At 59.0% G+C, this 24,265-nt stretch carries 27 protein-coding genes and 1 tRNA gene; 23 read left to right on the top strand and 5 right to left on the bottom strand.

The window, feature by feature from the left end:
* Positions 1-44: 44 nt before the first annotated feature.
* From HU765_RS15495 to HU765_RS15505, 3 genes are read right to left on the bottom strand one after another with little or no spacing between them, the layout of a single operon-like run.
* Positions 45-629 carry a cob(I)yrinic acid a,c-diamide adenosyltransferase gene (locus HU765_RS15495; protein ID WP_186621547.1) on the bottom strand — a complete coding sequence of 195 codons (585 nt, stop codon included), beginning with the start codon at positions 627-629 and terminating at the stop codon, positions 45-47.
* A gap of 3 nt (positions 630-632) precedes the next feature.
* Entirely contained in the window at positions 633-2,669 is a 2,037-nt protein-coding gene (locus HU765_RS15500) for an ATP-binding protein (RefSeq protein WP_186621549.1), read from the bottom strand.
* A 45-nt stretch (positions 2,670-2,714) separates the two neighbouring features.
* Complete coding sequence (locus HU765_RS15505; RefSeq protein WP_186621551.1) at positions 2,715-3,632, bottom strand: putative 2-dehydropantoate 2-reductase; 918 nt, start codon at positions 3,630-3,632, stop codon at positions 2,715-2,717.
* A 140-nt stretch (positions 3,633-3,772) separates the two neighbouring features.
* On the opposite strand from HU765_RS15505, the gene HU765_RS15510 reads away from it, so the two are divergent.
* On the top strand, positions 3,773-4,258 hold the full coding sequence (locus HU765_RS15510; RefSeq protein WP_186621553.1) for a YajQ family cyclic di-GMP-binding protein: 486 nt from the start codon (positions 3,773-3,775) through the stop codon (positions 4,256-4,258).
* Positions 4,259-4,406: 148 nt separating this feature from the next.
* The gene (locus HU765_RS15515) at positions 4,407-5,249 is read left to right on the top strand and encodes a mechanosensitive ion channel domain-containing protein (RefSeq protein WP_186621555.1); all 843 of its coding nucleotides are present in this window, start codon (positions 4,407-4,409) and stop codon (positions 5,247-5,249) included.
* Positions 5,250-5,367: 118 nt separating this feature from the next.
* On the opposite strand, the gene HU765_RS15520 is transcribed toward HU765_RS15515, so the two are convergent.
* A complete protein-coding gene (locus HU765_RS15520; RefSeq protein ID WP_186621558.1) occupies positions 5,368-6,711 on the bottom strand; it encodes an OprD family porin in 1,344 nt (447 codons plus the stop codon).
* Positions 6,712-7,601: 890 nt separating this feature from the next.
* Between HU765_RS15520 and HU765_RS15525 the strand changes: the two genes are divergently transcribed.
* Positions 7,602-8,027: an HIT domain-containing protein gene (locus HU765_RS15525; RefSeq protein WP_186621560.1), complete on the top strand. Its 426-nt coding sequence runs from the start codon at positions 7,602-7,604 to the stop codon at positions 8,025-8,027.
* Between the two features lie 3 nt (positions 8,028-8,030).
* Positions 8,031-8,237, top strand: coding sequence for a SlyX family protein (locus HU765_RS15530; protein ID WP_186550548.1), 207 nt, complete (start codon positions 8,031-8,033; stop codon positions 8,235-8,237).
* A gap of 64 nt (positions 8,238-8,301) precedes the next feature.
* On the opposite strand, the gene HU765_RS27040 is transcribed toward HU765_RS15530, so the two are convergent.
* Positions 8,302-8,904, bottom strand: a complete 603-nt coding sequence (locus HU765_RS27040) for a cold-shock protein (protein WP_186550550.1) — start codon at positions 8,902-8,904, stop codon at positions 8,302-8,304.
* 311 nt (positions 8,905-9,215) lie between these two features.
* Here HU765_RS27040 and HU765_RS15540 point away from each other — a divergent pair, with 311 nt between their 5' ends.
* The 19 genes from HU765_RS15540 to nadA all read left to right on the top strand — a co-directional run bounded on the left by HU765_RS15540 (position 9,216) and on the right by nadA (position 24,263).
* A complete protein-coding gene (locus HU765_RS15540; RefSeq protein WP_007951212.1) occupies positions 9,216-9,686 on the top strand; it encodes a Dps family protein in 471 nt (156 codons plus the stop codon).
* A 183-nt stretch (positions 9,687-9,869) separates the two neighbouring features.
* A complete protein-coding gene (locus HU765_RS15545; protein ID WP_186621561.1) occupies positions 9,870-10,208 on the top strand; it encodes a ribbon-helix-helix domain-containing protein in 339 nt (112 codons plus the stop codon).
* A 129-nt stretch (positions 10,209-10,337) separates the two neighbouring features.
* On the top strand, positions 10,338-10,559 hold the full coding sequence (locus HU765_RS15550; RefSeq protein ID WP_016773499.1) for a zinc ribbon domain-containing protein: 222 nt from the start codon (positions 10,338-10,340) through the stop codon (positions 10,557-10,559).
* Positions 10,560-10,658: 99 nt separating this feature from the next.
* Positions 10,659-12,434, top strand: coding sequence for an aspartate--tRNA ligase (gene aspS / locus HU765_RS15555; protein ID WP_186550554.1), 1,776 nt, complete (start codon positions 10,659-10,661; stop codon positions 12,432-12,434).
* A 119-nt stretch (positions 12,435-12,553) separates the two neighbouring features.
* The gene (locus HU765_RS15560; RefSeq protein ID WP_085709622.1) at positions 12,554-13,300 is read left to right on the top strand and encodes a YebC/PmpR family DNA-binding transcriptional regulator; all 747 of its coding nucleotides are present in this window, start codon (positions 12,554-12,556) and stop codon (positions 13,298-13,300) included.
* 154 nt (positions 13,301-13,454) lie between these two features.
* The gene (gene ruvC / locus HU765_RS15565; RefSeq protein WP_186621563.1) at positions 13,455-13,982 is read left to right on the top strand and encodes a crossover junction endodeoxyribonuclease RuvC; all 528 of its coding nucleotides are present in this window, start codon (positions 13,455-13,457) and stop codon (positions 13,980-13,982) included.
* Positions 13,983-14,096: 114 nt separating this feature from the next.
* On the top strand, positions 14,097-14,705 hold the full coding sequence (gene ruvA, locus HU765_RS15570; protein WP_186550556.1) for a Holliday junction branch migration protein RuvA: 609 nt from the start codon (positions 14,097-14,099) through the stop codon (positions 14,703-14,705).
* Entirely contained in the window at positions 14,706-15,767 is a 1,062-nt protein-coding gene (gene ruvB / locus HU765_RS15575; protein WP_186621565.1) for a Holliday junction branch migration DNA helicase RuvB, read from the top strand.
* A gap of 127 nt (positions 15,768-15,894) precedes the next feature.
* Positions 15,895-16,362: a tol-pal system-associated acyl-CoA thioesterase gene (gene ybgC / locus HU765_RS15580; RefSeq protein ID WP_186621567.1), complete on the top strand. Its 468-nt coding sequence runs from the start codon at positions 15,895-15,897 to the stop codon at positions 16,360-16,362.
* Positions 16,352-17,047: a protein TolQ gene (gene tolQ / locus HU765_RS15585; protein WP_008080223.1), complete on the top strand. Its 696-nt coding sequence runs from the start codon at positions 16,352-16,354 to the stop codon at positions 17,045-17,047. Before ybgC ends, tolQ begins: the two co-directional genes overlap by 11 nt.
* A 23-nt stretch (positions 17,048-17,070) precedes the next feature.
* Positions 17,071-17,523, top strand: a complete 453-nt coding sequence (gene tolR / locus HU765_RS15590) for a protein TolR (RefSeq protein WP_160767866.1) — start codon at positions 17,071-17,073, stop codon at positions 17,521-17,523.
* Complete coding sequence (tolA, locus tag HU765_RS15595) at positions 17,523-18,599, top strand: cell envelope integrity protein TolA (protein ID WP_186621568.1); 1,077 nt, start codon at positions 17,523-17,525, stop codon at positions 18,597-18,599. Before tolR ends, tolA begins: the two co-directional genes overlap by 1 nt.
* A 17-nt stretch (positions 18,600-18,616) precedes the next feature.
* Positions 18,617-19,897, top strand: coding sequence for a Tol-Pal system beta propeller repeat protein TolB (gene tolB / locus HU765_RS15600; RefSeq protein ID WP_186621582.1), 1,281 nt, complete (start codon positions 18,617-18,619; stop codon positions 19,895-19,897).
* Positions 19,898-19,949: 52 nt separating this feature from the next.
* Complete coding sequence (gene pal / locus HU765_RS15605) at positions 19,950-20,447, top strand: peptidoglycan-associated lipoprotein Pal (protein WP_003178634.1); 498 nt, start codon at positions 19,950-19,952, stop codon at positions 20,445-20,447.
* A gap of 6 nt (positions 20,448-20,453) precedes the next feature.
* Positions 20,454-21,287 (top strand): tol-pal system protein YbgF, encoded by an 834-nt coding sequence (gene ybgF, locus HU765_RS15610; protein WP_186621570.1) that lies wholly within the window; start codon positions 20,454-20,456, stop codon positions 21,285-21,287.
* A 166-nt stretch (positions 21,288-21,453) separates the two neighbouring features.
* Positions 21,454-22,101, top strand: coding sequence for a 7-carboxy-7-deazaguanine synthase QueE (gene queE, locus HU765_RS15615; RefSeq protein WP_186621572.1), 648 nt, complete (start codon positions 21,454-21,456; stop codon positions 22,099-22,101).
* Position 22,102: 1 nt separating this feature from the next.
* The gene (gene queC, locus HU765_RS15620) at positions 22,103-22,795 is read left to right on the top strand and encodes a 7-cyano-7-deazaguanine synthase QueC (RefSeq protein WP_125925576.1); all 693 of its coding nucleotides are present in this window, start codon (positions 22,103-22,105) and stop codon (positions 22,793-22,795) included.
* 62 nt (positions 22,796-22,857) lie between these two features.
* Positions 22,858-22,933, top strand: a tRNA-Lys gene (locus tag HU765_RS15625).
* Between the two features lie 271 nt (positions 22,934-23,204).
* Positions 23,205-24,263 carry a quinolinate synthase NadA gene (nadA, locus tag HU765_RS15630; protein WP_186550570.1) on the top strand — a complete coding sequence of 353 codons (1,059 nt, stop codon included), beginning with the start codon at positions 23,205-23,207 and terminating at the stop codon, positions 24,261-24,263.
* Positions 24,264-24,265: the final 2 nt, after the last annotated feature.

The following is a 24,265-nucleotide window of genomic DNA, read 5'->3' on the forward strand; positions in this document are numbered from 1 at the left end:
CGAATGTAGGAGTGAGCCTGCTCGCGATAGCCTATCTCCAAACGCTACGAATTTTGAGGCTTGGCCGCCGGCTGCCACAAAATCTCCGCCACACCCTGCCGCCGCGCAATCACCCGCGCCGCGACAAACAGCAAATCCGACAGCCGATTGATATACGCCAGGCCAACCCCGGCCAACGGTTCAATCGCATTCAAGTGCTGACAACGCCGCTCGGCGCTCCTTGCCAGGCTGCGACACACATGGGCCTGGGCAATCAGCGTCGAACCGCCCGGCAAAATGAAATTCTCCAGCGGCCCCAGTTCTTCATTCCACCCATCGATCGCTGCTTCCAGCCGTTCGATTTCGGCCTCGGTCAGCGCCTGATACGCCGGCATCGCCAGCTCGCCGCCCAGATCGAACAAGCGGTGCTGACACGGCGCCAACACTTCGATCAGTTCATTGAGCCCGGGACACGCCTCACGTTCGCCGAGCAACCCGGCCAACAGTACGCCGACCTGACTGTTCAGCGTATCGACCTCGCCAATCGCCTCGATACGCGGGTGATCCTTGGGCACGCGGCGGCCATCGCCCAGGCCGGTTTCGCCTTTGTCGCCGGTGCGGGTGTAAATTTTCGACAAGCGAAAGCCCATGGGTTACCTCGGTAGTTGATTGGTTTCGGCGGTGACGGGCGTTGGCTGTGTCAGCGGCAGGCGCAGGGTGAAGCAGGTGCCCTGGCCGGGCGCTGACTGCACTTCCATCTGCCCTTTGTGGTTGTTGGTAATGATGAAGTACGACACCGACAAACCCAGCCCGGTGCCCTGGCCGATTTCCTTGGTGGTGAAGAACGGTTCGAAGGTGCGCTTGCGCACGTTTTCGCTCATGCCGATGCCGTTGTCTTCGACCTGAATCTCGGCCCACGGCGGATTGAGTCGGGTGCGCAGAATGATGCGCCCCGGCTCGCTGTCGTCTTCACGTTGGTGGATGGCCTGGGCGGCGTTTTTCAGCAGGTTGAGCAACACTTGCTCCAGTTCGTTGGCGGTGCCGGGCACCGGGCCGAGGGCCGGGTCGAACTGGCGAATGATCGCCTGACCCTTGAAGTCGAAACCGATCGCCAGGTCGAAGTCATTGCCGGCGATCTCCACGGCTTGATCGATCAGCGCCGGCAGATCGCACGGGGCCATTTGCCGGGTGCTGCGGCGGCTGAAGCTGAGCATGTGTGTAACGATTTTCGCCGCCCGCGCCCCGGCCTGCTGAATGCCATCGAGCAGTTGCGGGACTTCGCGGCCTTGCAGGTAACGGTTGACGGCATCCAGTTCGATGCCCAGTTGCTCGGCGGTTTCAAGGTTCTTCGGCAGCTCCGTCGACAGCCGCCGGCGAATGTTCTGCACGTTGTGCAGAATGGCGCCCAGCGGGTTGTTGATTTCGTGGGCCATGCCGGCGGCAAGACCGCCGACCGAGAGCATTTTTTCCGACTGCACCATCATTTCTTCCAGCGACAAGCGCTGGGTGATGTCATCGATACGGATGACCACCCCACGCCCGGCACCGCCCATCAACGGATAAAACGTCAGCGCGTAATGCCGCGGTTCGTCACCCTTGAGCCAGGTGACCCGCTCGACTTTCGCCACGGTGTGCTGCTCGACCGTTTCCTTGAGCTGCGGCAGAAACGGTTTCAGCGGTTCGAAGGCGAGGAAGATCGGCTGGTTCAGCGCTTCGTCCAGGCGCGTGCCGGAAAGCGCGCTGGCCTCCTGGTTCCACTGGGTGACATAGAGTTGCTCGTCGAGGGCGATCAGCGCCGAAGGCATCGAATCAATGATGCTGTTGAGGTAGTTCTGGAAACCGGTGAGTTTTTTCTCGATCTTGCTGCGCACCTGGACTTCCAGCTCCAGCTTGCGGTTGGTGTGCCGGGTTTCCTCGGCGAGGCCCTGAGCCTGATCGTAGGCGGCTTGCGAGTCGTCGCGGGCGCGCTTGAGTTGCTGCTCGCGGGCCTCGATGCGCGACAGCATGGTATTGAAGGCCTCGGCGAGGCTGCCGATTTCGTCGTGGTTGCCACGGGCGGCGCGCAGGGCGTAGTTCTCTTCTCGGGTGACCTGGCGTGACAGTTCTTCGAGCTGATGAATCGGGCGGGTGATCAGACGTTTGATCTGCCGGGCGATCACCAGCCACAGCAACACACTGAAAATCAGAATGCCGAGGCTGGCCGTCAGGGTGCCGGTGTAAAACGCCATCGGCAATTCGCTGCTCGCCACCAGCAGCAGGTGCCCAGGCTCGGTGCCGGGGCGGGGCAGGGTGATCAGTTGATTACTGCGAAACTCGGTGAGCTGCCAGCTTTCGACATGCCGGTAGTGCGCTGGCAGGCTGAGTTTTTCGCCATGCTGCACCTGCGCGAGGCGTTCGCCCTGGCCGTCATACAAGGCGGCAGCGCGCAGGGGTGAATAGCTGTCGAGTTCCTTGAGCAGTCGCTCGGCGTTGCGCGGCGATTGCAGGGCGTCGCTGACCAGGCTTGGATTGGCGATCAGCCGGCCGATGGTCTGCAAGGCCTGGGGCGCCATGCTTTCCTGGGAAATGTAATAGGCGGCGCTGATAAAAGTCAGGTTGGCGACCAGCAGAACGGTGGTCAACAGCACCAGCAGGGCAGCCAGCAATTTCTGGCCGACCGGCAGGTTTTCAAGGCGCTGGCGCAATGGCATCGGGTTTATCGCAACAAAGGAACAAGTCGCCAGCGTAGCCGCTGCTCAGTCGCTGGGCAATCCACGGCTGCGCAGATGACTGATCAGGCGCTGCTGCAATTGGCTGAGGTGCGGCAGGTTCATCTGATGACGCGCGGCGACTGTGCAGGCGTACCCCAACAGATAGCTGATTTCGGTGCGACGGCGGTTGGCAACGTCCTGGTACATCGAGGAGTAATTGGCCGCCGTGGCATGGATTACCCGTTCAACTTCCTGTTGCAGATTGTCGGCTGCCGCCGGCTGGCCGCAGCGCTCGAGCAACTCGGCAAGCTCACCGCACAGCGTGGCGACTTCGCACTGGTGCTGTTGCAGCCCGCCGTTGCGGCAGTCGTGCAGGACGGTCAGTGGATTGATTGCACAATTGAACGCCAGTTTGCGCCACAACCGCGTGAGGATATCGGTGCTCCATTCGTGGGGGATCTTCGCTGCGTCGAGGTCGTCCAGCCAGGCCGGCGCGACGGGATGCCCGGCATCGCCCAGCCAGGTGAAGCCATGTCCGGCGAATACCACACGCCAGTCGCCATCGCGAAACGCGCCTTCGGTACTCGAGGCGCTGATGCAGCGCGCCAAGGGGACTCGTGCAGCCACGGCGTCCTGGCTGCCGAGGCCATTCTGCAACAGGATCAGTTCGGCATCGGGTGCCAGGCGCGACGCGAGCCGGGCAACGGCGTCTTCAGCGTCGTAGGCCTTGCATGCGACCAGCAGGCGGCGAATCGGTGCGGGGTTGTCCACGGTTTCGCCGGGAACTGCATAGGTGCTGGCTTGTCCGTTTTCTACCAGGGTCAATCCGCCTGCGGCTTCATAGCTGCGCAGGCGCATCGGGTCACGCAGGATCAGTCTTACCGGCAATCCCGCACGGGCCAGTCGTGTCGCCCAAAGTGTGCCGAGGCTGCCGGCGCCGAGAACATGCCAGGGAGTCGACATCAGTTTTTTGCTCGATTGCGTACAGGCATGTGCGGCTCGCCGTATGGGTAGGAAAAGTCCCGTTATAATGAGCCCGATTTTAACCGCAAGCCAAGCGCGCTCCGCCCCCATCGAGCGCGCCTTTTTATTGGAGAGATTACATGCCGTCGTTCGACGTGGTATCCGAACTGGACAAACACGAACTCACCAACGCGGTCGAGAACGCCGTGAAGGAACTCGATCGTCGTTATGACCTGAAAGGCAAGGGCAGCTTTGAGTTCAGGGAAAAGGACCTGACCGTCAGCCTGACCGCCGAAGCCGGCTTCCAGCTCGAAGCGATGATCGAAATCCTCAAGCTGGCGCTGGTCAAGCGCAAGATCGACGTGCAGTGCCTTGAGGTCAAGGACGCTTACGCTTCCGGCAAACTGATGAAGCAGGACGCCATCCTCAAGGAAGGCATCGACAAAGAGCTGGCGAAGAAGATTGTCGGCCACATCAAAGATGCCAAGCTCAAGGTCCAGGCCGCCATTCAGGGCGAGCAGGTCCGGGTGACCGGCAAGAAGCGTGACGATCTGCAGGAAGCCATCGCGGCCCTGCGTGCCAAGGAATTCGGCATGCCGCTGCAGTTCAACAATTTCCGCGACTAAGCTTGGTTTGTGACTGTGTGGGAGCGAGCTTGCTCGCGAATGCAATGTGTCAGTCAATTCTTGTTGAATGACACAGCGTTTTCGCGAGCAGGCTTGCTCCCACATTATTTTGTGTACCCCCCGGGAAGGGGGAAACAGGAGATGGAACATGGATTTGAATGCTGAAGTGGACAACCTGGTCAAGGCATCCCAGGCGTGGATCCCGATGATCATGGAATACGGCAGCCGCGTGCTGCTGGCGGTGATTACCCTGGCCATCGGCTGGTGGCTGATCAACAAGGTCACGCAAAAACTCGGCGGCCTGCTGGCCCTGCGCAATGCCGACCTGGCGCTGCAAGGCTTTATCAGCAGCCTGGCGAACATCATTCTCAAGGTGCTGCTGATTGTCAGCGTCGCCTCGATGATCGGCGTGGAAACCACCTCGTTCGTTGCCGCCATCGGTGCTGCCGGTCTCGCCATTGGTCTGGCGTTGCAAGGTAGCCTGGCGAATTTCGCCGGCGGCGTGCTGATTCTGTTGTTCCGTCCGTTCCGTATCGGTGACTGGATTGAAGCACAGGGCGTGGCGGGCACCGTCGACAGCATTCAGATCTTCCACACGGTGCTGCGTACCGGCGACAACAAGACCATCATCCTGCCCAACGGCAATCTGTCGAACGGGATTATCACCAATACCAACCGTCAGCCGACCCGCAAGGTTGTGTTCGATGTCGGTGTCGATTACGAGGCGGATCTGCAGAAGGCCCGGCAGGTGCTACTGGACCTGGCCAAAGACGAGCGCGTGCTGCAGGACCCTGAGCCACAAGCGGTGATTTCGACACTGGGCGACAGTTCGATCACGGTTTCCCTGCGTGTGTGGGTTAAAACTGCCGATTACTGGGATGTGATGTTCATGTTCAATGAACTATCGCGCGATCGTTTGAAGGCTGCAGGAATTGATATTCCTTTTCCGCAGCGCGTTATTCGTGTAATGCAGGAACCGGTAACTAAATGATAGGTTGCTAATTAACTGCCTGACCTGGCAGTCAATGCAGGTGAACGCAGCAACAATAAAAAAAGGCCCATCCTGAGATGGGCCTTTTTATTTGTTATCGCAAACTAACTGGATGCGATTACAACAGCGACAGCGGGTAGTCGACGATCAGACGGAACTCTTTGATGTCGCCTTCGCCCTGGTCAGCGTTAGCCTGGTGCCATGCTTGACGAATGCGGAAGGAGAGATCTTTTGCTGGGCCAGACTGAACAACGTACTTGGCTTCCAGGTTGGTTTCGTTGTGCTTGCCGTCTTCGCCATACAGTGGTGCGCCAGTCCGGGTGCGATACTGGCTGTTGTCGGCGAGGCCGGTGCCATCGATATCCCAACCTTTAACGTAGCGGGTCATGAAGCTCAGACCTGGAACGCCGTACTCGGCCATCTTGATGTCATAACGGATCTGAGCGGATTTCTCGTTCGGGCCGTTGAAGTCAGAGTACTGGATGGAGTTGGCGAGGAAGATCGAGTCGCCACCACGGTTGTTTTTGCCGACGCCGATGTAGTCGAACGGCGTGTCACCGTTGACCTTCTGGAAGGCTACGGTGATGGTGTGCGCTTTCAGGAACGAAAGGGCGGTGGCCAGGGAGAACGTGGTGTTGCTGATGTCGCCGGCTTTCGCATCACCGGTATCGCTGGTGCGGTAGATGTTGAAGTCAGTGTTCAACGACGTGTCACCACTGAACGGAGTCGTCAGGTTGACGTTGGCGTAGTACTGGTTCCAGACGTCCTCCAGTTTCGCGCCGTAGAGCGAAGCGCTCAGGTTTTCGGTGATGCCGTATTTACCACCGAAATAGTCGATGGTGTTGGCTTCAACGCCAGCGTAGTTGGCGTACAGGCCACCTTCGCGGGAGTTACGGTCCTGGCTGGTACCGGAGTAGAAGTGACCGGCTTCCAGATCAAGATCCTTGATCTCGCTGCTCTGCAGCTGGAAGCCGCTGGCAGTTTGCGGCAGGATTCGGGAGCCACCAACAGCGAACACAGGAGCGGTGCTCGGCTGCATGTCACCGACTTTCAGCTCGGTTTTCGATACGCGGAACTTGACGGCAGCGCCGGCTTTGCCCTGGCTGTCGTTGACGTGGCCATCGGCGTCGCGGCTCATGTTGCCGGTGCCACCGGTGCCATCGCCACCGTCGAGTTTGATTGCCAGGTAGCCGAAGGCATCAATGCCCACGCCTACGGTGCCTTGGGTATAACCAGAGCTGAAGTTACCCCAGATACCCTGGGTCCAGTCTTTCTGGTCGTCACCGCCATCTTTGTTGTTGCGGTTGAAGTAATAGTTGCGGATCAACAGATCGGCTTTGGCGTCTTCAACGAAGCCTTTGGCTTCAGACTGATCACTTACAAACGGGGCGGCCGTAGCCAACTGAGAACTGGCGGCTGCTGCAACTGCCAGTGCGATCATGCTCCACTTCATCACGCGCATCGTGATTTGCTCCTTTGGTTTTTAGAAGAGTACTGCCGTCCCACCTGTTTTATTATCTGGGCGGCTCTTTCTTTTTGTGTCGGCGCAAACTTATATCACGCCGACAATGTTGGCGATACTTGCGAAACCAACCTTTCAGCTTCTTTACGCGGTTGTCGCAAAGGAAGCGGTGGATGTCGCAAATTCACAGTACCGATGCAGCCGGACTGACAACTTTATCGCTGTTTCTGGGCCTTTTTGCATCGGTAAAGAAGAGTCCCTGGCAAAACACTTGAATCTCCATCGGGCAACCCTGCCACTGTTCTTATGGGACCTGGGCGACCGCTTCCAGCAGTGCGCTTATAGTCCATACGGTTATGAATGCAACAAGCGTGCACAAACCGCAAAACCGCTGCGGTTATTTTTCTGCGTTGCGCCCGCATATGTGAAAACCTTGTGAAAACGGGGCCTCTGGCCTGTTTTTGTCGTGGGCTTGACGGCGTTCCCGCAATGGTGTTGCAGCGCACCAAAGGCGCGCATGACAACCCAAAACGTTACCGGTTCACCCCGCAGTGAGTATTTGGCGGATGCCCGACCCAGTGAGCGTAGACGTGATGTGCGGTTTTGGTGCAAAAAAATCACAGCTGACTCTGAGTTAATCTGGCGGAGAAGGATCCAGGGTGGCGCGCCTCAAGGATTTCCGTCCTGTTTCTCAAGTCCAGACTTAAGGTAAGGCTCGTGTTGGTGCGCTGCTGAGATAAATGTTTCATGTCGGGGCATCGGCGATTTGAGGGTGCGGTTGAGGTGAAGGTCGCTGCGTTCGCAGGTATGCTGCCGTTCAGTCGCTTGGTGCGCCGCTTCTTGGGAGCGACCGCTAAGCTGAGTTAAAGGATCAGCCGGGAGTACACACTGTGTTTGCTTTAGATTCACGACTTCAACAGGACACGCTGGTCATCGGCGATTTCCCGCTCTGCCGGCTGTTGTTGTCCAACGACTCGAACTACCCGTGGTTCATCCTGGTGCCTCGTCGCGACGATATCAGTGAGTTGTTTCAGTTGGATGTCGCTGACCAGCAACAGCTTTGGCAGGAGACCACCGCGCTGGCCGAACTGCTGAAGGATTCGTTCGACGCCGACAAACTGAACGTCGCGACGTTGGGTAACGTTGTCAGTCAGTTACATATGCATGTCATCGTGCGCAAGCGGGACGATGCCGCTTGGCCGGCGCCGGTCTGGGGCAGGCATCCGGCCAAACCGTACAGCGCAGAACAGGTAGCGGCCATTCGCGAACGCCTGCGTCTGGTGCTGACCGAAGAATTCACCTTTGTGGAGGGCTGAGTCATGAGCCTGGAACAACGCGTTACCGATCTGGAAAGCCGCATGGCCTTTCAGGACGACACCATTCAGGCATTGAACGATGTGCTGGTCGCCCAGCAGCGAGTGGTTGAGCGTCTGCAGTTGCAGATGCAAGCGCTGCTCAAGCGTCAGGAGGAAATGGTCGGGCAGTTCGGTGCTTTTGAAGAAGACGCGCCGCCGCCGCATTATTGATCCATTCGACAGGCATAAAAAAACCGCGAACAGCCAGGCTGCTCGCGGTTTTTTTTGCCTTGGATCAGCGGCGCGGCAAGGCGGCGATGACGTCCTCGGCTTGCAGGCCTTTGTCGCGGTTCATCACCGAGAACTCGACGCGCTGGCCTTCAACCAGAACGCGGTGGCCTTCGCCACGGATGGCGCGAAAGTGCACGAAAATATCATCACCGGAATCCCGGGAGATAAACCCGAAACCCTTCGAGGTGTTGAACCACTTCACGGTGCCGGTATCGCGGTTGCTCATGTCGTAATGGGTCGGCGCAGCCGCCGGCGATGACTTGTAGAAGCTGACGGCCAGGTGCAGCACCACGGCAACCACGGCGATCAACAGGCTGAACAACACCGCAGGCTGGCCGGCGATGACGGGCATCGGCGCGATCAGGGTCAGGGTTTGCAGGACGACGGTCAGTACCAGCAGCGCGCTGACCAGGTTTTGCAGATGCTGGCGCGGGCCTTTGTTCCAGTAAGGAATCACTGGGGCAATGACCAGGTTCAGCAGGCCGAAAAAGGCCAGGTAAAGTGCATCGGGTTGTTGCAGGTAAGGAACGGCTTCGGATTTCAGGCTGGGTATGAACGACAGCAGCAAGGCTGCTGCGCCCATTAGCAGGTGGACGATTTTCAACATTTTGATTGGCTCACGTTATGACGGCTCACAAGGAAGAGCTGAAGGCGCACGGTTCGCTTCGGAACAAAATAAGAGGCGGTGGACACGTTCACGGCATCAGCCTATGCGCAACACCCCGGAAAATGGGGCATGGCGACACACTGCCTATTTAACAGCAAAGCCTGCGGCTACTCAAATCAGCCCGGCCAATGGCACGCTGTCGGTCGATTTGTCGCAGCCTGTTGGCCGTTTGGGGTCGGCAGGCTGCCGGCAGTCTTGCTAGAGTGGGTCTGCACCTGTTGGATGAATTCAATCGCCTTTAGGGGGTAAACATGGCAATCGATATCGGTATCAGTGAGGAAGACCGCAAGTCCATCGTCGAAGGGCTGTCACGCCTGCTGTCGGACACTTATGTGCTGTACCTGAAAACCCATAACTTCCACTGGAACGTCACCGGTCCGATGTTCCGCACCCTGCACCTGATGTTCGAGGAGCAATACAACGAACTGGCGCTGGCGGTGGACTCGATCGCCGAGCGTATCCGCGCGCTGGGCTTCCCGGCACCGGGCGCCTATGCCACCTACGCGCGTCTTTCTTCCATCAAGGAAGAGGAGGGCGTACCGAGCGCCGAGGACATGATCAAGCAATTGGTTGAAGGTCAGGAAGCGGTGACTCGCACCGCGCGGGGCATCTTCCCGCTGCTCGACAAGGTCAGCGACGAGCCGACCGCTGACCTGCTGACCCAGCGCATGCAGGTGCACGAGAAGACCGCGTGGATGCTGCGCGCACTGCTGGAAGCGTAAGCCGGGCGCGCGGGCCATCAGGTTCATGGCTCGCGCGCTGTCCGCAATCTTACCTGTGTCGTCGGCTTATCCTACGGTGACGGTCAATTAGTCGTCTGGATATAACTTTGTGTCTGCGCTTTTATGAAAGCCACAGGATGTGACTTTTCAAACAAGCAGAGATGGCAAAGGAGTGTCAGCGATATGGTAGAAGGAGACAGGCGAGGCGACAGGGTTGTCGGCTTGCCACATGAATTGAAAGTCGATCCGTTCATCCACGCATTCGACATGGCATTGATTCAGCCATTGTCCCGATCCGTGCGGCTGAACGGTTATGCGACCTGCCTGCGGCTGGAGCAGGTTTACTGGAACATCCTCGGTAGCATGGCCGCAGATAATTGCTGTTCGATCAGCTCGCTGCTGTCCCACGTCGACCGTGAAGTGCATCTGCGCCATGGCGGGGTGAAGAATTTCAGCGCGCTGGTGCGAGTGGTGTGTGTCATGAATGGCGTCCGGCAAGCGACGCCGACCGATTCGCCCTAGCGACGGTTGCAAACGAGGCCGCCGCCTGTGCAGTCTTACGGCTGCACAGGCGGCATTTAATCGATATAATCCCGCCCTTTCGCCGCAAAGCCCCGTGCGCGGCGGCAACCTGATCGCCGAGACACCTCCATGCCGATGTACGATTACCAATGTGCTTCCTGTGGTCATCAGTTGGAAGCCATCCAAAAGATCAGTGACGCACCGCTGGTCGACTGCCCGGCCTGCCAGGCGCCCGAACTGAAGAAGCAGCTGTCCATGCCGGGTTTTCGCCTCAGCGGCAACGGTTGGTACGAGACCGATTTCAAGACCGGAGCCAAGAAGAACCTGGCCGGTGGCGACAAAGCTGACTAGGGTTCAATCCCTGGACGAACGACACGCGTGAGTTTCCGCACCGCCTCAGTGCGCCGGAATCTCCACCGAATATCGAATGACGAGAAGCGAACCATTATCATGATGCGCAGCCACTATTGCGGCCAACTGAACGAAAGCCTGGATGGCCAGGAAATTACCCTTTGCGGATGGGTTCACCGTCGCCGCGACCACGGCGGGGTGATTTTCCTCGATATCCGTGATCGTGATGGTCTGGCCCAGGTGGTATTCGATCCGGATCGCGCCGAGAGCTTCGCCGCTGCCGATCGCGTGCGCAGTGAGTACGTCGTGAAAATCACCGGCAAGGTGCGCCTGCGTCCGGCCGGCGCCACCAACGCCAACATGGCCTCGGGCATGATCGAAGTGCTGGGTTATGAACTGGAAGTGTTGAACGAGTCGGAAACCCCGCCGTTCCCGCTCAACGAATACTCCGACGTCGGCGAAGAAACCCGTCTGCGTTATCGCTTCCTCGACCTGCGTCGTCCGGAAATGGCCGAGAAGCTGCGCCTGCGTTCGCGCATGACCACCAGCATTCGTCGCTTCCTCGACGAGAACGGCTTCCTCGACGTCGAAACGCCGATCCTGACCCGTGCCACCCCTGAAGGTGCGCGTGACTATCTGGTGCCGAGCCGCACTCACGCCGGTTCGTTCTTCGCCCTGCCGCAATCGCCGCAATTGTTCAAGCAACTGTTGATGGTGGCCGGTTTCGACCGTTACTACCAGATCGCCAAATGCTTCCGTGACGAAGACCTGCGTGCCGACCGTCAGCCGGAATTCACCCAGATCGACATCGAGACCAGCTTCCTCGATGAAAAAGAGATCATGGGTCTGACCGAACAGATGATCCGCAACCTGTTCAAGGAAGTGCTGGGTCTGGAGTTCGGTGAATTCCCGCACATGACCTTCGAAGAAGCCATGCGCCGCTACGGTTCGGACAAGCCGGACCTGCGTATCCCGCTGGAACTGGTTGACGTTGCCGACCAGTTGAAAGAAGTCGACTTCAAAGTATTCAGCGGTCCGGCCAACGACCCGAAATGCCGTATCGCCGCACTGCGCGTTCCTGGCGGGGCGAGCATGCCGCGCAAGCAGATCGACGATTACACCAAGTTCGTCGGCATCTACGGTGCCAAGGGCCTGGCGTACATCAAGGTCAACGAGCGCGCGGCCGGTGTTGAGGGTCTGCAATCGCCGATCGTGAAAAACATTCCTGAAGACAAGCTCAACGTGATCCTCGATCGCGTTGGCGCAGTCGATGGCGACATCGTGTTCTTCGGTGCCGACAAGGCCAAGATCGTCAGCGAAGCCCTGGGCGCGCTGCGCATCAAGCTCGGCCACGACCTCAAGCTGCTGACCTGCGAGTGGGCGCCAATGTGGGTCGTCGACTTCCCGATGTTCGAAGAGAACGACGACGGCAGCTTCTCCGCACTGCACCACCCGTTCACCGCGCCGAAGTGCTCGCCGCAAGAACTCGAAGCCAACCCGGCCGGCGCGCTGTCCCGCGCGTACGACATGGTGTTGAACGGTACTGAGCTGGGCGGCGGTTCGATCCGTATCCACCGCAAGGAAATGCAGCAAGCGGTATTCCGTCTGCTTGGCATCAATGAAGCGGAACAGGAAGAGAAATTCGGCTTCCTGCTCGACGCGCTGAAATACGGTGCACCGCCGCACGGTGGTCTGGCCTTCGGTCTGGACCGTCTGGTAATGCTGATGACCGGCGCCCAGTCGATCCGCGAAGTGATCGCCTTCCCGAAAACCCAGAGTGCTGCCGACGTGATGACGCAAGCACCGGGCGTGGTGGACGCCAAGGCATTGCGCGAGCTGCACATTCGTTTGCGCGAAACGCCAAAGGCTGAGTAAGACGGGCCTGAAGGCGCATCTTCGGATGCGCCTTTTTTCTTTCTCAGGTCGAGATTTTTTAATTGCTGGCCCTGCACAAGCAGGGCGGGCAAGGTTTCAAAGAGAATTCGGAGCGAGTTATGGCAGGTCATTCCAAGTGGGCAAACATCAAGCACCGCAAAGAACGTCAGGATGCCAAGAGGGGCAAGATCTTCACCAAGTGGATCCGTGAACTGACCGTTGCGGCCCGGCAGGGCGGCGGCGATCCGGGTTCCAACCCGCGTTTGCGTCTGGCCCTGGACAAGGCGCTGGGCGCCAACATGAGCCGTGACATCATCGACCGCGCCGTGGCGCGCGGTGCCGGTGCCACCGAGGCCGACAACGTCGAAGAGCTGACCTACGAAGGTTACGGCCCGGGCGGCGTGGCGGTGATGGTCGAGTGCATGACCGACAACCGCAACCGTACCGCCGCCGCGGTGCGCCACGCTTTCAGCAAGTGTGGCGGAAACCTGGGCACTGACGGTTCGGTGGCGTATCTGTTCGAGCGCAAGGGTCAGATCAGCTTTGCGCCAGGCGTCGATGAAGACGCGCTGACCGAAGCAGCGCTGGAAGCGGATGCCGATGACGTGGTTACGCACGAAGACGGTTCGATCGACGTGTTTACCTCCTTCACCAGCTTCTATGCGGTGCGTAATGCACTGGAAGCCGCTGGATTCAAAGGTGATGACGCGGAAATCGTCATGCAGCCGACCACCAGCGCCGAACTGGATCTGGAAGGTGCGGAGAAAGTGCTCAAGCTGATCGACATGCTTGAAGACCTGGATGACGTGCAGAACGTTTATTCCAACGCGGATATCCCCGAAGACGTGGCCGCCCAGCTCGGCTGATTAGCGACTAGTCTTCCTGTGGGAGCGAGCCTGCTCGCGAAAGCGGTGTGTCATTCAGCACCTGTATCTGCTGACATACCGCCTTCGCGAGCAGGCTCGCTCCCACATTTGTAATGGGTGTCAGGTAAATCGTTTTTATGAATCTGCAGGCGTTATGACTCTAATTCTTGGTATCGACCCCGGTTCGCGCATCACCGGTTACGGGATCGTTCGCGATACCGGGCGGGGCGGCTGCATCTATGTGGCCTCGGGCTGTATTCGCACCGGGTCCGGCGAGCTGCATGAGCGTCTGCAAATCGTCTATCGCGGCGTGCGCGAGATCATCAAGACCTATGGCCCGGTGACCATGGGCATCGAAAAGGTCTTTATGGCGAAGAACGCCGACTCGGCGCTTAAGCTGGGTCAGGCGCGCGGCGCAGCGATTGTTGCCGGCGCAGAAGAATGCCTGGAAATCGCCGAGTACACCGCCACGCAGGTCAAGCAGGCTGTGGTCGGCACCGGTGCTGCCAATAAAGAGCAGGTGCAAATGATGGTCATGCACATGCTCAAACTGACCAGCAAACCGCAAATCGATGCCTCGGATGCCCTCGCTATTGCCATTTGTCACGCCCACACCCGCTCCAGTCTGTTGGCGCACGGCTTGGGAACCGCACGCAGTCGTGGCGGGCGCCTGCGTCTCTGATAGCATCAGCATCAATTTTCCTGAAAGTGGCTTTTCGGTGCCTGTGTTGCCGGCGCGCAAGCCCTATTCAATCGTCGCCAGCCCACGGCTGGCCAGCGCTCAAGGATTCAAAACGTGATTGGACGCTTGCGCGGCACCCTGGCTGAGAAACAGCCGCCGCACCTGATTCTGGATGTAAACGGCCTTGGCTATGAGCTGGAAGTGCCCATGACCACCCTTTATCGTCTGCCGTCGGTCGGTGAACCGCTGACCCTGCACACCCACTTGGTCGTACGCGAAGACGCGCAGTTGCTCTATGGCTTTGCCGGCAAGCGTGAGCGAGACTTTTTCCGTGAGTTGATCCGTCTCAATGGGGTCGGGCCGAAACTGGCGCTGGCGCTGATGTCGAGCCTGGAAGTCGATGAGCTGATTCGTTGCGTGCAGTCCCAGGACACGTCGGCGCTGACCAAGGTGCCGGGCGTCGGCAAGAAGACCGCCGAGCGTCTGTTGGTCGAGCTCAAGGATCGCTTCAAGGCCTGGGAAACCTCGCCGGCGATGTTTGCGCTGGTGCCGAATCAGCCGGACGGCCCGGCGCCGGTCAATACCGCCGAGAACGATGCGGTCAGCGCACTGATTTCCCTGGGCTATAAGCCGCAGGAAGCGAGCAAGGCGATTTCCGCGATCAAAGAGAAAAACCTGAGCAGTGAAGACATGATCCGCCGCGCCCTGAAGGGAATGATTTAAGTGATTGAAGCTGATCGTCTGATTGCCGCCGCGCACAGCCCGCGCGAGCGCGAAGAAGTCCAGGATCGCGCCATCCGCCCGGTCAGCCTGGCCGATTACATTGGCCAGCCGACCGTGCGCGAGCAGATGGAACTGTTCATCCAGGCCGCTCGCGGCCGTAGCGAATCGCTGGATCACACGCTGATCTTTGGTCCGCCGGGGCTGGGCAAAACGACCCTGGCCAATATCATCGCGCAGGAAATGGGCGTGTCGATCAAGAGCACCTCGGGGCCGGTGCTTGAGCGTCCGGGTGATCTGGCGGCATTGCTGACCAACCTTGAGCCGCACGACGTGTTGTTCATCGACGAAATCCATCGTCTGTCGCCGATCGTGGAAGAAGTGCTGTACCCGGCGATGGAAGACTTTCAGCTCGACATCATGATCGGCGAAGGGCCGGCAGCACGCTCGATCAAACTGGATCTGCCACCGTTCACCCTGGTCGGCGCGACCACCCGCGCCGGCATGCTGACCAACCCGCTGCGTGACCGTTTCGGTATCGTCCAGCGCCTGGAGTTCTACAGCACGGCGGATCTGGCGACGATTGTCAGTCGTTCGGCGGCCATTCTTGGTTTGCCGCTCGATCCGGAGGGGTCGTTCGAGATCGCTCGTCGCGCCCGGGGTACGCCACGGATCGCCAACCGTCTGCTGCGGCGAGTGCGCGATTTCGCCGAAGTCCGTGCCAAGGGTCACATCACCAAAGCCGTGGCGGACCTGGCGCTGAACCTGCTGGATGTCGATGAACATGGTTTCGATCATCAGGACCGGCGTCTGCTGCTGACCATGATCGAGAAGTTCGATGGCGGGCCGGTCGGGATCGACAGTCTTGCCGCCGCGATCAGCGAAGAGCGTCATACCATCGAAGACGTGCTGGAACCGTATCTGATTCAACAGGGCTATATCATGCGCACGCCGCGGGGCAGGGTGGTGACGCGGCATGCCTATCTGCATTTCGGTTTAAACATTCCGTCACGAATGGGCGAAATGCCCGTGGCAGACGAGTTTCTCGATGCTGCGGACGACTGATACACATTTGCTGTCGATTTATTCAGGGTTTGTACTGTCAGACGACGGTACTTTTACGGTAAAGCCTCGAATCAATGAAAAACAGTTGCCTGGCCGGATTGGCAACCTGAGGAGTAAGCACTAGAGTATGCGCGCGCAAAACGGGCTTGGGCTGTTCGCACATCGTTGTCGCGTTTATTACGAAGACACCGATGCGGGCGGCATCGTGTATTACGTTAATTACCTCAAGTTTATGGAACGGGCCCGAACCGAGCGGCTTCGCGAACTGGGCTTTGCCCAATCGCAGCTTGCCGGAGAGGACCTGTTGTTCGTCGTGCATTCCAGCGAAGCGCGCTACCACGCGCCGGCGCGACTGGACGACGAGCTGCTGGTAAGCGCTGATGTAACCGAATTGAACCGTGCCAGCCTGCGCTTCAAGCAGCAGGTCAGGCGGGCCACGGATAATGTGCTGCTCTGTGAAGGGCAGTTTTTGGTGGCCTGCGTGCGCACCGACAGTTTGAAACCCCGGGCCCTTCCCGAAGACCTGCGTGCGGCCTTCGCCGACGCGGTCGGCCCGGGTACACACTCAAAGCAGGAGATAAAGCGTGGAAGCTAACGTCGTCGACCATTCCTCCATGTGGAGCCTGGTCAGCAATGCCAGCATCGTGGTGCAGTTGGTAATGTTGACTCTGGTGGCCGCATCGGTGACCTCATGGATCATGATCTTTCAGCGCAGCAACTTGCTGCGTGCCGGTCGACGCGCCCTGGAGAGCTTCGAAGAGCGCTTCTGGTCGGGTATCGACCTGTCCAAGCTGTACCGTCAGGCGGGCAGCAACCCGGATCCGGATTCGGGCGTCGAGCAGATTTTTCGTGCCGGTTTCAAGGAATTCTCCCGCCTGCGTCAGCAGCCAGGGGTCGATCCTGAAGCGGTGATGGAAGGTGTGGCCCGTGCCATGCGCGTGGCTATCTCCCGTGAAGAAGAGAAGCTCGAGCAGAGCCTGCCGTTCCTCGCCACTGTCGGTTCGGTCAGCCCGTACATCGGCCTGTTCGGTACCGTGTGGGGCATCATGAACTCCTTCCGCGGCCTGGCCAGTGCCCAGCAAGCGACCCTGGCCACCGTGGCCCCGGGTATCGCCGAAGCCCTGATCGCCACCGCGATCGGCCTGTTCGCCGCGATCCCGGCGGTCATCGCTTACAACCGTTTTGCTGCTCGCAGCGAAACCTTGCTGGGCCGTTACTACACCTTCGCCGATGAATTCCAGGCGATCCTGCACCGCAAAGTGCACACCAGCGAAGAATAAGCAGGTATTTCCCGATGGCTTTAATCGCTCGAGCTCGCAAAAAGCGCAAGCCGGTCGCCGAGATGAACGTGGTGCCTTACATCGACGTGATGTTGGTGCTGCTGGTCATCTTCATGGTGACTGCGCCGATGCTCAATCAGGGCGTGAAAGTTGATTTGCCCAAGGTTTCCAGCGAAGCCTTGCCGCAGGACAACAACACCCAGGTCCTGACCATTTCGATCAAGGCTGACAAGACCTATTACTGGAACCTTGGCAGCGAAGTCGACACCGAGAAGCAACAGGACAGGGCCATGACCCTGCCGCAAATGACGGACGCGGTGACCAAGATCATTCGCGCCGGCACCGAGGGCGGCAAACGTACCCAGGTGTTCATTCGTGGCGACAAGACTGTCGACTACGGCGCCGTCATGGGTGCCATGGGCGGGTTGCAGAAAGCCGGGGTCGGTAACGTTGGTCTGATTACCGAGGCCCCCTGATGCAGCAACAGCGAGAGCCGTCCGCCTCGGAAAGCTACTTCTGGCCTAGTGTTCTGGCAATTGTCCTGCACGTGCTGGTGTTCGGCATGCTGTTCGTCAGCTTTGCCTTCACGCCGGAACTGCCGCCGGCCAAGCCGATCGTCCAGGCGACTCTGTACCAGCTGAAATCAAAAAGTCAGGCGACCACCCAGACCAATCAGAAGATTGCGGGTGAGGCGAAGAAATCCGCCGCGCGCCAGACCGAAGTCGAACAGATGGAACAGAAAAAGATCGAGCAGGAAGCGGTGAAGGCGGCGGAACAAAAGAAAGAGGAAGCGGCTCAAAAGGCCGAGGAAGCCAAGAAGGCCGACGAGGCGAAAAAAGCGGACGAAGCGAAAAAGGCTGATGAAGCCAAGAAAGCCGACGACGCGAAGAAAGCCGAGGCGAAAAAGGCTGAAGAGAAACAATTGGCTGATATAGCCAAGAAGAAAGCCGAAGACGAAGCGAAGAAGGCTGCCGAGGAAGAGGCCAAGAAAGCCGCTGCCGAAGAAGCCAAGAAGAAGATCGTCGAAGACGCGAAGAAGAAAGCCGCCGAAGACGCCAAGAAGAAAGCTGAAGCTGACGAGGCGAAGAAGAAAGTCGCCGAGGACGCGAAGAAGAAAGCGGCTGCCGATGCTGCGAAGAAGAAAGCGCAGGAAGCAGCACGTAAATCCGCCGAAGACAAAAAGGCTCAGGCCCTGGCAGATTTGCTTTCCGATACGCCGCAGCGCCAGCAGGCCCTGGCCGATGAGCAGGGCGACGAAGTCGCGGGCAGTTTCGATGACCTGATTCGGGCACGAGCGGCAGAAGGGTGGGCGCGTCCTCCTTCGGCACGCAAAGGCATGACGGTCGTGCTGCAAATCGGCATGTTGCCGGACGGCACGGTGACCTCGGTCAGCGTGGCCAAATCCAGTGGCGACGGTCCGTTCGATGCTTCGGCAGTGGCGGCGGTCAAGAATATTGGACGTTTGACAGAAATGCAGGGAATGAAGCCGAGCGATTTCGCTCCGTATCGTTCGTTCAAGATGACATTCACACCTGAGGATTTAGCCTTGTGAGAAACCTTCTTCGAGGAATGCTGGTCGTGATCTGCTGCATGGCAGGGATCGCGATGGCGGATGAAAAGAACATTCTGGTCACCAGCGGCAGCGATCGGGCCACCCCGATCGCCGTTGTACCGTTCGGCTTCCAGGGCGGTGCCGTCCTGCCGGACGACATGGCTGAGATCATTGGCAACGACCTGCGCAACTCGGGCTACTACTCGCCGATTCCAAAGCAGAACATGATCAGCCAGCCAAGCCAGCCGAGCGAAATCATCTTCCGTGACTGGAAGGCTGTCGGTGCGCAATACATGATGGTCGGCAGCATTGTTCCAGCGGGCGGTCGCCTGCAGGTGCAGTGGGCACTGTTCAACGTGGCTACCGAACAGAAAGTGGCCGATGGCAGTGTTTCCGGTACGACCGAGCAATTGCGCGACATGGCGCACTACATCTCTGACCAGTCGTTTGAAAAGCTCACCGGTATCAAAGGCGCGTTTTCGACCCGTCTGCTGTACGTGACGGCCGAGCGGTTCTCCGAGAAGAACACCCGCTATACCCTGCAGCGTTCGGACTATGACGGTGCACGCGCCGTGACCCTGCTGCAATCGCGCGAGCCGATCCTGTCGCCGCGTTTCGCGCCGGATGGCAAGCGTATCGCCTACGTGTCGTTCGAGCAGAAGCGCCCACGTATCTTCATGCAGAACATTGATACCGGTCGCCGTGAGCAGATCACCAACTTCGAAGGCCTGAACGGTGCGCCAGCCTGGTCGCCGGACGGCAATCGCCTGGCGTTCGTGCTGTCCAAGGACGGTAACCCGGACATCTACGTGATGAACCTCGGTTCGCGTCAGATCACCCGCGTCACCGCAGGCCCTGGCATCAACACCGAACCGTACTGGGGCAAGGATGGCTCGACCATCTATTTCACCTCCGACCGTGGCGGCAAACCACAGATCTACAAAACCAGCGCCAGTGGCGGTGGTGCCGAGCGTGTGACGTTCGTAGGCAACTACAACGCCAACCCTAAACTCTCGGCCGATGAAAAGACTTTGGTGATGATCCACCGTCAGGATGGCTTCACCAATTTCAAGGTGGCAGCTCAGGATCTGCAGCGAGGCAGTGTAAAGATCCTCACTGATAGCACTCTGGACGAGTCACCTACTGTTGCGCCCAACGGCACCATGGTAATCTACGCCACCCGCCAGCAGGGCCGGGGAGTCTTGATGCTCGTGTCCATTAATGGACGCGTTAGGCTCCCGCTTCCTACCGCTCAAGGCGAAGTCAGAGAACCGTCCTGGTCCCCTTACCTGAACTGACGCGGCGCTACACGTTTTACTTAACACACTGGGGTTCATTAGGAGTTTCACGATGGAAATGCTGAAGTTTGGTAAATTTGCTGCGCTGGCTCTGGCCATGGCTGTAGCTGTAGGTTGCTCGTCCAAAGGCGGCGACAACGCCGGTGAAGGCGCTGTTGATCCAAACGCTGGTTACGGCGCAAACACTGGTGCCGTTGACGGTTCCCTGAGCGAAGAAGCTGCTCTGCGCGCAATCACCACCTTCTACTTCGAATACGACAGCTCGGACCTGAAGCCAGAAGCCATGCGCGCTCTGGACGTTCACGCCAAAGACCTGAAAGCAAACGGCGCTCGCGTTGTTCTGGAAGGCAACACCGACGAACGTGGTACTCGTGAGTACAACATGGCACTGGGCGAGCGTCGTGCGAAAGCCGTTCAGCGCTACCTGGTACTGCAAGGCGTTTCCCCAGCTCAGCTGGAACTGGTTTCCTACGGCGAAGAGCGTCCAGTTGCTACCGGCAACGACGAGCAGTCCTGGGCCCAGAACCGTCGCGTCGAACTGCGTAAGTAATTCGATATGCGAACGTGCCGTCGTGCTGTAACTGTTCTGGCTCTCAGCCTCGCGCCGCTTGCGGCGTGGGCTGCGGTTCCTGTGGTCGATGACAACTCCGGTTATAACAATAGCGGGAGCAGTTATCCGCCTGCGGGTTACGGTACGAACGGCGCCTATGCCGGGGGAGCGGCTTCGGCCCCTGCCTCGGCACAAGGCATGCTGTTCAACCAATTGCAACAGATGCAGGATCAGATCTCGCGCCAGCAAGGCGTGATCGAAGAACTGCAAAATCAGGTTGCGCGCATGAAGCAGGAATCCCTGGAGCGATACCAGGATCTTGATCGGCGCATAGGATCCGGCGTTGCACCAGCCGCGACTCCAGAGAATTCTTCTACCGGTGGCGATGCAAGTGCTGCTGCCGGTGCTGCTGCAGGAGCCGGGGCGGCTGCCCAGGCGCCGGCAGCGGGTAGCGAACCGGCTGATCCGGCCAAGGAAAAGCTGTATTACGATGCCGCTTTCGACCTGATCAAGGCCAAGGATTTCGACAAGGCCAGCCAGGCTTTCGCCGCGTTCCTGCGCAAATACCCGAACAGCCAGTACGCGGGCAACGCCCAGTACTGGTTGGGCGAAGTGAACCTGGCCAAAGGCGATCTGCAAGGCGCCGGTCAGGCTTTTGCCAAGGTTTCGCAGCTCTATCCCAAGCACAACAAAGTGCCGGACTCGCTGTACAAGCTGGCTGATGTCGAGCGCCGCCTCGGTCATACCGACAAGGTCAAAGGCATTTTGCAGCAGGTGGTCGCCCAGTATCCGGGCACTTCCGCCGCGCAGCTGGCCCAACGCGATCTGCAGCGCATGTAAGGCTGTTTGACCCTTCACGAAGAAACCCGCGCTTGTCGCGGGTTTTTTCGTTAGAATTCACGCCCTTTTTCTGAAACACGCTTCTGGCGGTCTACGCGTTGGCGGGATTGCCTGAAGTGCCTGACGGAGGCGGACAGCCTGTTTAGCTGTTACGCCCGTGGCGACTATGCAAGACACATTGAGAATCACCGAAGTTTTCTACTCGTTGCAGGGGGAAACGCGGACTGCCGGGCTGCCCACGGTTTTCGTGCGCCTGACCGGTTGCCCTTTGCGTTGCCAATACTGCGACAGCGCCTATGCGTTCAGCGGTGGCACCGTTCGCAACCTCGACGACATCCTTGAACAAGTGGCCGGGTTTCGTCCGCGCTACGTTTGCGTCACCGGCGGTGAGCCGCTGGCGCAGCCGAACGCCATTCCATTGCTCAAGCAGTTGTGTGATGCCGGTTACGAGGTCTCGCTGGAAACCAGTGGCGCCCTCGACGTTTCGGCGGTCGATCCGCGCGTCAGTCGTGTGGTCGATCTGAAGACGCCGGGCTCCAAAGAAGCCCATCGCAACCGTTACGAAAATATCGAACTGCTGACCCGCAACGATCAGGTGAAGTTTGTCATTTGCTCGCGGGAAGACTATGACTGGGCCGTCTCCAAGCTGATTCAGTATGGTCTCGACCAACGTGCCGGCGAAGTCCTGTTCTCGCCAAGTCACCATGATCTCAACGCACGGGAACTGGCTGACTGGGTAGTGGCGGACAACCTGCCAGTACGCCTGCAATTGCAATTGCACAAATATCTTTGGAATGACGAGCCGGGGCGCTGACATGACTGAACAACTGAACACCACCGAAAAACGCGCGGTCATCCTGCTGTCCGGCGGCCTCGACTCGGCCACCGTGGTAGCGATGGCCCGCGCTGAAGGCTACGCCTGCTACACCATGAGCTTCGATTACGGCCAGCGCTCCCACGCCGAACTGCACGCCGCCGCTCGGGTGGCGCGCGATCTGGGTGTGGTCGAGCACAAGGTGATCGGCCTCAATCTCAACGGCATGGGTGGCTCAGCCCTGACCGACACCAGTATCGACATTCCCGAAGAGCTGGGCGAGGGCATTCCGGTGACCTACGTGCCGGCGCGCAACACGGTATTCCTGTCTCTGGCGCTGGGCTGGGCAGAAGTCCTCGGCGCTCGCGACATCTTCATTGGCGTGAACGCGGTCGATTATTCCGGCTACCCGGATTGCCGCCCCGAGTTCATCGAGTCGTTCGAGCGCATGGCCAATCTGGCGACCAAGGCTGGCGTGGAAGGCAATGGCTTCCGCATTCAGGCGCCTTTGCAGAACCTGAGCAAGGCGCAAATTGTCCAGGCCGGCGTGAAGTTGGGCGTCGACTACGGCCTGACCGTTTCCTGCTATCAGGCCGACGATGACGGCCGCGCGTGCGGCAAATGCGACAGCTGCCGCTTGCGTGCAGAAGGCTTTGCAGCGGCGGGTGTGAGCGATCCAACCCCTTATTTTTGATTTTTTTCAAAAAGGTGTTGAATAGTCCTTAAAAATCAGTATTATACGCGCCACCACACAGCGGGTCGTTAGCTCAGTTGGTAGAGCAGTTGGCTTTTAACCAATTGGTCGTAGGTTCGAATCCCACACGACCCACCATATTTGGCGGTTTAGAAAATCCGGAAGGCCCACGAAAGTGAGGATTTCCGGGTTTTTTTTTGCCTGCATTTCAGACACCCTTCGTTTCAGCGCCACCCGGCCTGACACAGATCAGAATCATCTTTTGTATCAACGGGATATTCTGTAGCCTTGCGCAGCTTCAACGCTGTCCGTGCCTGATGACACTCACTCTCCCGGCGGTACCCTCAAGCGGTCCGGAGCCGGGTGTATACTCGACTTTCGCGCGAAAGCGCCTGCAGGTCTTGCGAACATGACGCAGATTTCCGAACGCCTTCTGGTGCAAGCCCACCTCGATGCCAAGCAGCCCAAACCGCTGACGGCCGAAGAAGAGGCTTATTACCGTTCTGCCATTGCCGCCGAGCTCAAGGCTCAGGACGCGGTGCTGGTGGCTCACTTTTATTGCGATCCGGTGATTCAGGCCCTGGCCGAAGAGACCGGCGGCTGTGTCTCCGACTCCCTCGAAATGGCCCGCTTCGGCAATGCCCACCCGGCCAAGACCGTTGTGGTTGCCGGCGTTAAATTCATGGGCGAGACCGCAAAGATCCTCAACCCGGAAAAACGCGTGCTGATGCCGACGCTGGAGGCGACCTGCTCGCTGGACCTGGGTTGCCCTGTCGACGAGTTTTCGGCGTTCTGCGATCAGCACCCGGAACGCACCGTGGTGGTTTACGCCAACACTTCCGCCGCGGTAAAGGCTCGGGCTGACTGGGTGGTAACTTCAAGCTGCGCGCTGGAAATTGTCGAGAGCCTGATGGACAACGGCGAGACGATCATCTGGGGGCCTGACAAGCACCTTGGCACCTACATTCAGCGCAAGACCGGCGCCGACATGCTGCTGTGGGACGGTGCCTGCATCGTTCACGAAGAGTTCAAGTCCAAGCAATTGGAGGACATGAAGGCGCTGTATCCGGATGCCGCGATTCTGGTGCACCCGGAGTCGCCGACATCGGTGATCGAACTGGCGGACGCCGTCGGGTCCACCAGCCAACTGATCGCTGCTGCGCAAACCCTGCCGAACAAGACCTTCATCGTGGCGACCGACCGTGGCATCTTCTACAAGATGCAGCAGCTGTGCCCGGACAAGGTCTTCATCGAGGCACCTACTGCCGGTAACGGCGCGGCGTGCCGCAGTTGTGCACATTGCCCGTGGATGGCCATGAACACCCTTGAGCGCACGCTCAAGTGCTTGCAGGAAGGTAGCAACGAGATCTTTGTCGATCCGGCGCTGATTCCCCAGGCGATCCGGCCGTTGAAGCGCATGCTCGACTTCACCCAGGCGGCGCGGATGAAATTGGCCGGTAACGCCTGAGC

This window comes from Pseudomonas sp. SWRI81 (genome assembly GCF_014268545.1).
GTDB lineage: Bacteria > Pseudomonadota > Gammaproteobacteria > Pseudomonadales > Pseudomonadaceae > Aquipseudomonas > Aquipseudomonas hamedanensis.

Excerpts from the sequence above, each read along its gene's own strand:
- tolB (WP_186621582.1), top strand. The coding sequence starts at position 18,617 with ATGCTGGTCGTGATCTGCTGCATGGCAGGGATCGCGATGGCGGATGAA.
- HU765_RS27040 (WP_186550550.1), bottom strand. The coding sequence starts at position 8,904 with ATGTTGAAAATCGTCCACCTGCTAATGGGCGCAGCAGCCTTGCTGCTG.
- queC (WP_125925576.1), top strand. The coding sequence starts at position 22,103 with ATGACTGAACAACTGAACACCACCGAAAAACGCGCGGTCATCCTGCTG.
- ybgF (WP_186621570.1), top strand. The coding sequence starts at position 20,454 with ATGCGAACGTGCCGTCGTGCTGTAACTGTTCTGGCTCTCAGCCTCGCG.
- HU765_RS15530 (WP_186550548.1), top strand. The coding sequence starts at position 8,031 with ATGAGCCTGGAACAACGCGTTACCGATCTGGAAAGCCGCATGGCCTTT.
- HU765_RS15495 (WP_186621547.1), bottom strand. The coding sequence starts at position 629 with ATGGGCTTTCGCTTGTCGAAAATTTACACCCGCACCGGCGACAAAGGC.
- HU765_RS15550 (WP_016773499.1), top strand. The coding sequence starts at position 10,338 with ATGCCGATGTACGATTACCAATGTGCTTCCTGTGGTCATCAGTTGGAA.
- HU765_RS15515 (WP_186621555.1), top strand. The coding sequence starts at position 4,407 with ATGGATTTGAATGCTGAAGTGGACAACCTGGTCAAGGCATCCCAGGCG.
- HU765_RS15500 (WP_186621549.1), bottom strand. The coding sequence starts at position 2,669 with ATGCCATTGCGCCAGCGCCTTGAAAACCTGCCGGTCGGCCAGAAATTG.
- ruvC (WP_186621563.1), top strand. The coding sequence starts at position 13,455 with ATGACTCTAATTCTTGGTATCGACCCCGGTTCGCGCATCACCGGTTAC.
- HU765_RS15520 (WP_186621558.1), bottom strand. The coding sequence starts at position 6,711 with ATGCGCGTGATGAAGTGGAGCATGATCGCACTGGCAGTTGCAGCAGCC.
- HU765_RS15560 (WP_085709622.1), top strand. The coding sequence starts at position 12,554 with ATGGCAGGTCATTCCAAGTGGGCAAACATCAAGCACCGCAAAGAACGT.
- tolA (WP_186621568.1), top strand. The coding sequence starts at position 17,523 with ATGCAGCAACAGCGAGAGCCGTCCGCCTCGGAAAGCTACTTCTGGCCT.
- aspS (WP_186550554.1), top strand. The coding sequence starts at position 10,659 with ATGATGCGCAGCCACTATTGCGGCCAACTGAACGAAAGCCTGGATGGC.
- nadA (WP_186550570.1), top strand. The coding sequence starts at position 23,205 with ATGACGCAGATTTCCGAACGCCTTCTGGTGCAAGCCCACCTCGATGCC.
- HU765_RS15510 (WP_186621553.1), top strand. The coding sequence starts at position 3,773 with ATGCCGTCGTTCGACGTGGTATCCGAACTGGACAAACACGAACTCACC.
- pal (WP_003178634.1), top strand. The coding sequence starts at position 19,950 with ATGGAAATGCTGAAGTTTGGTAAATTTGCTGCGCTGGCTCTGGCCATG.
- ybgC (WP_186621567.1), top strand. The coding sequence starts at position 15,895 with ATGCGCGCGCAAAACGGGCTTGGGCTGTTCGCACATCGTTGTCGCGTT.
- HU765_RS15540 (WP_007951212.1), top strand. The coding sequence starts at position 9,216 with ATGGCAATCGATATCGGTATCAGTGAGGAAGACCGCAAGTCCATCGTC.
- HU765_RS15505 (WP_186621551.1), bottom strand. The coding sequence starts at position 3,632 with ATGTCGACTCCCTGGCATGTTCTCGGCGCCGGCAGCCTCGGCACACTT.
- HU765_RS15545 (WP_186621561.1), top strand. The coding sequence starts at position 9,870 with ATGGTAGAAGGAGACAGGCGAGGCGACAGGGTTGTCGGCTTGCCACAT.
- queE (WP_186621572.1), top strand. The coding sequence starts at position 21,454 with ATGCAAGACACATTGAGAATCACCGAAGTTTTCTACTCGTTGCAGGGG.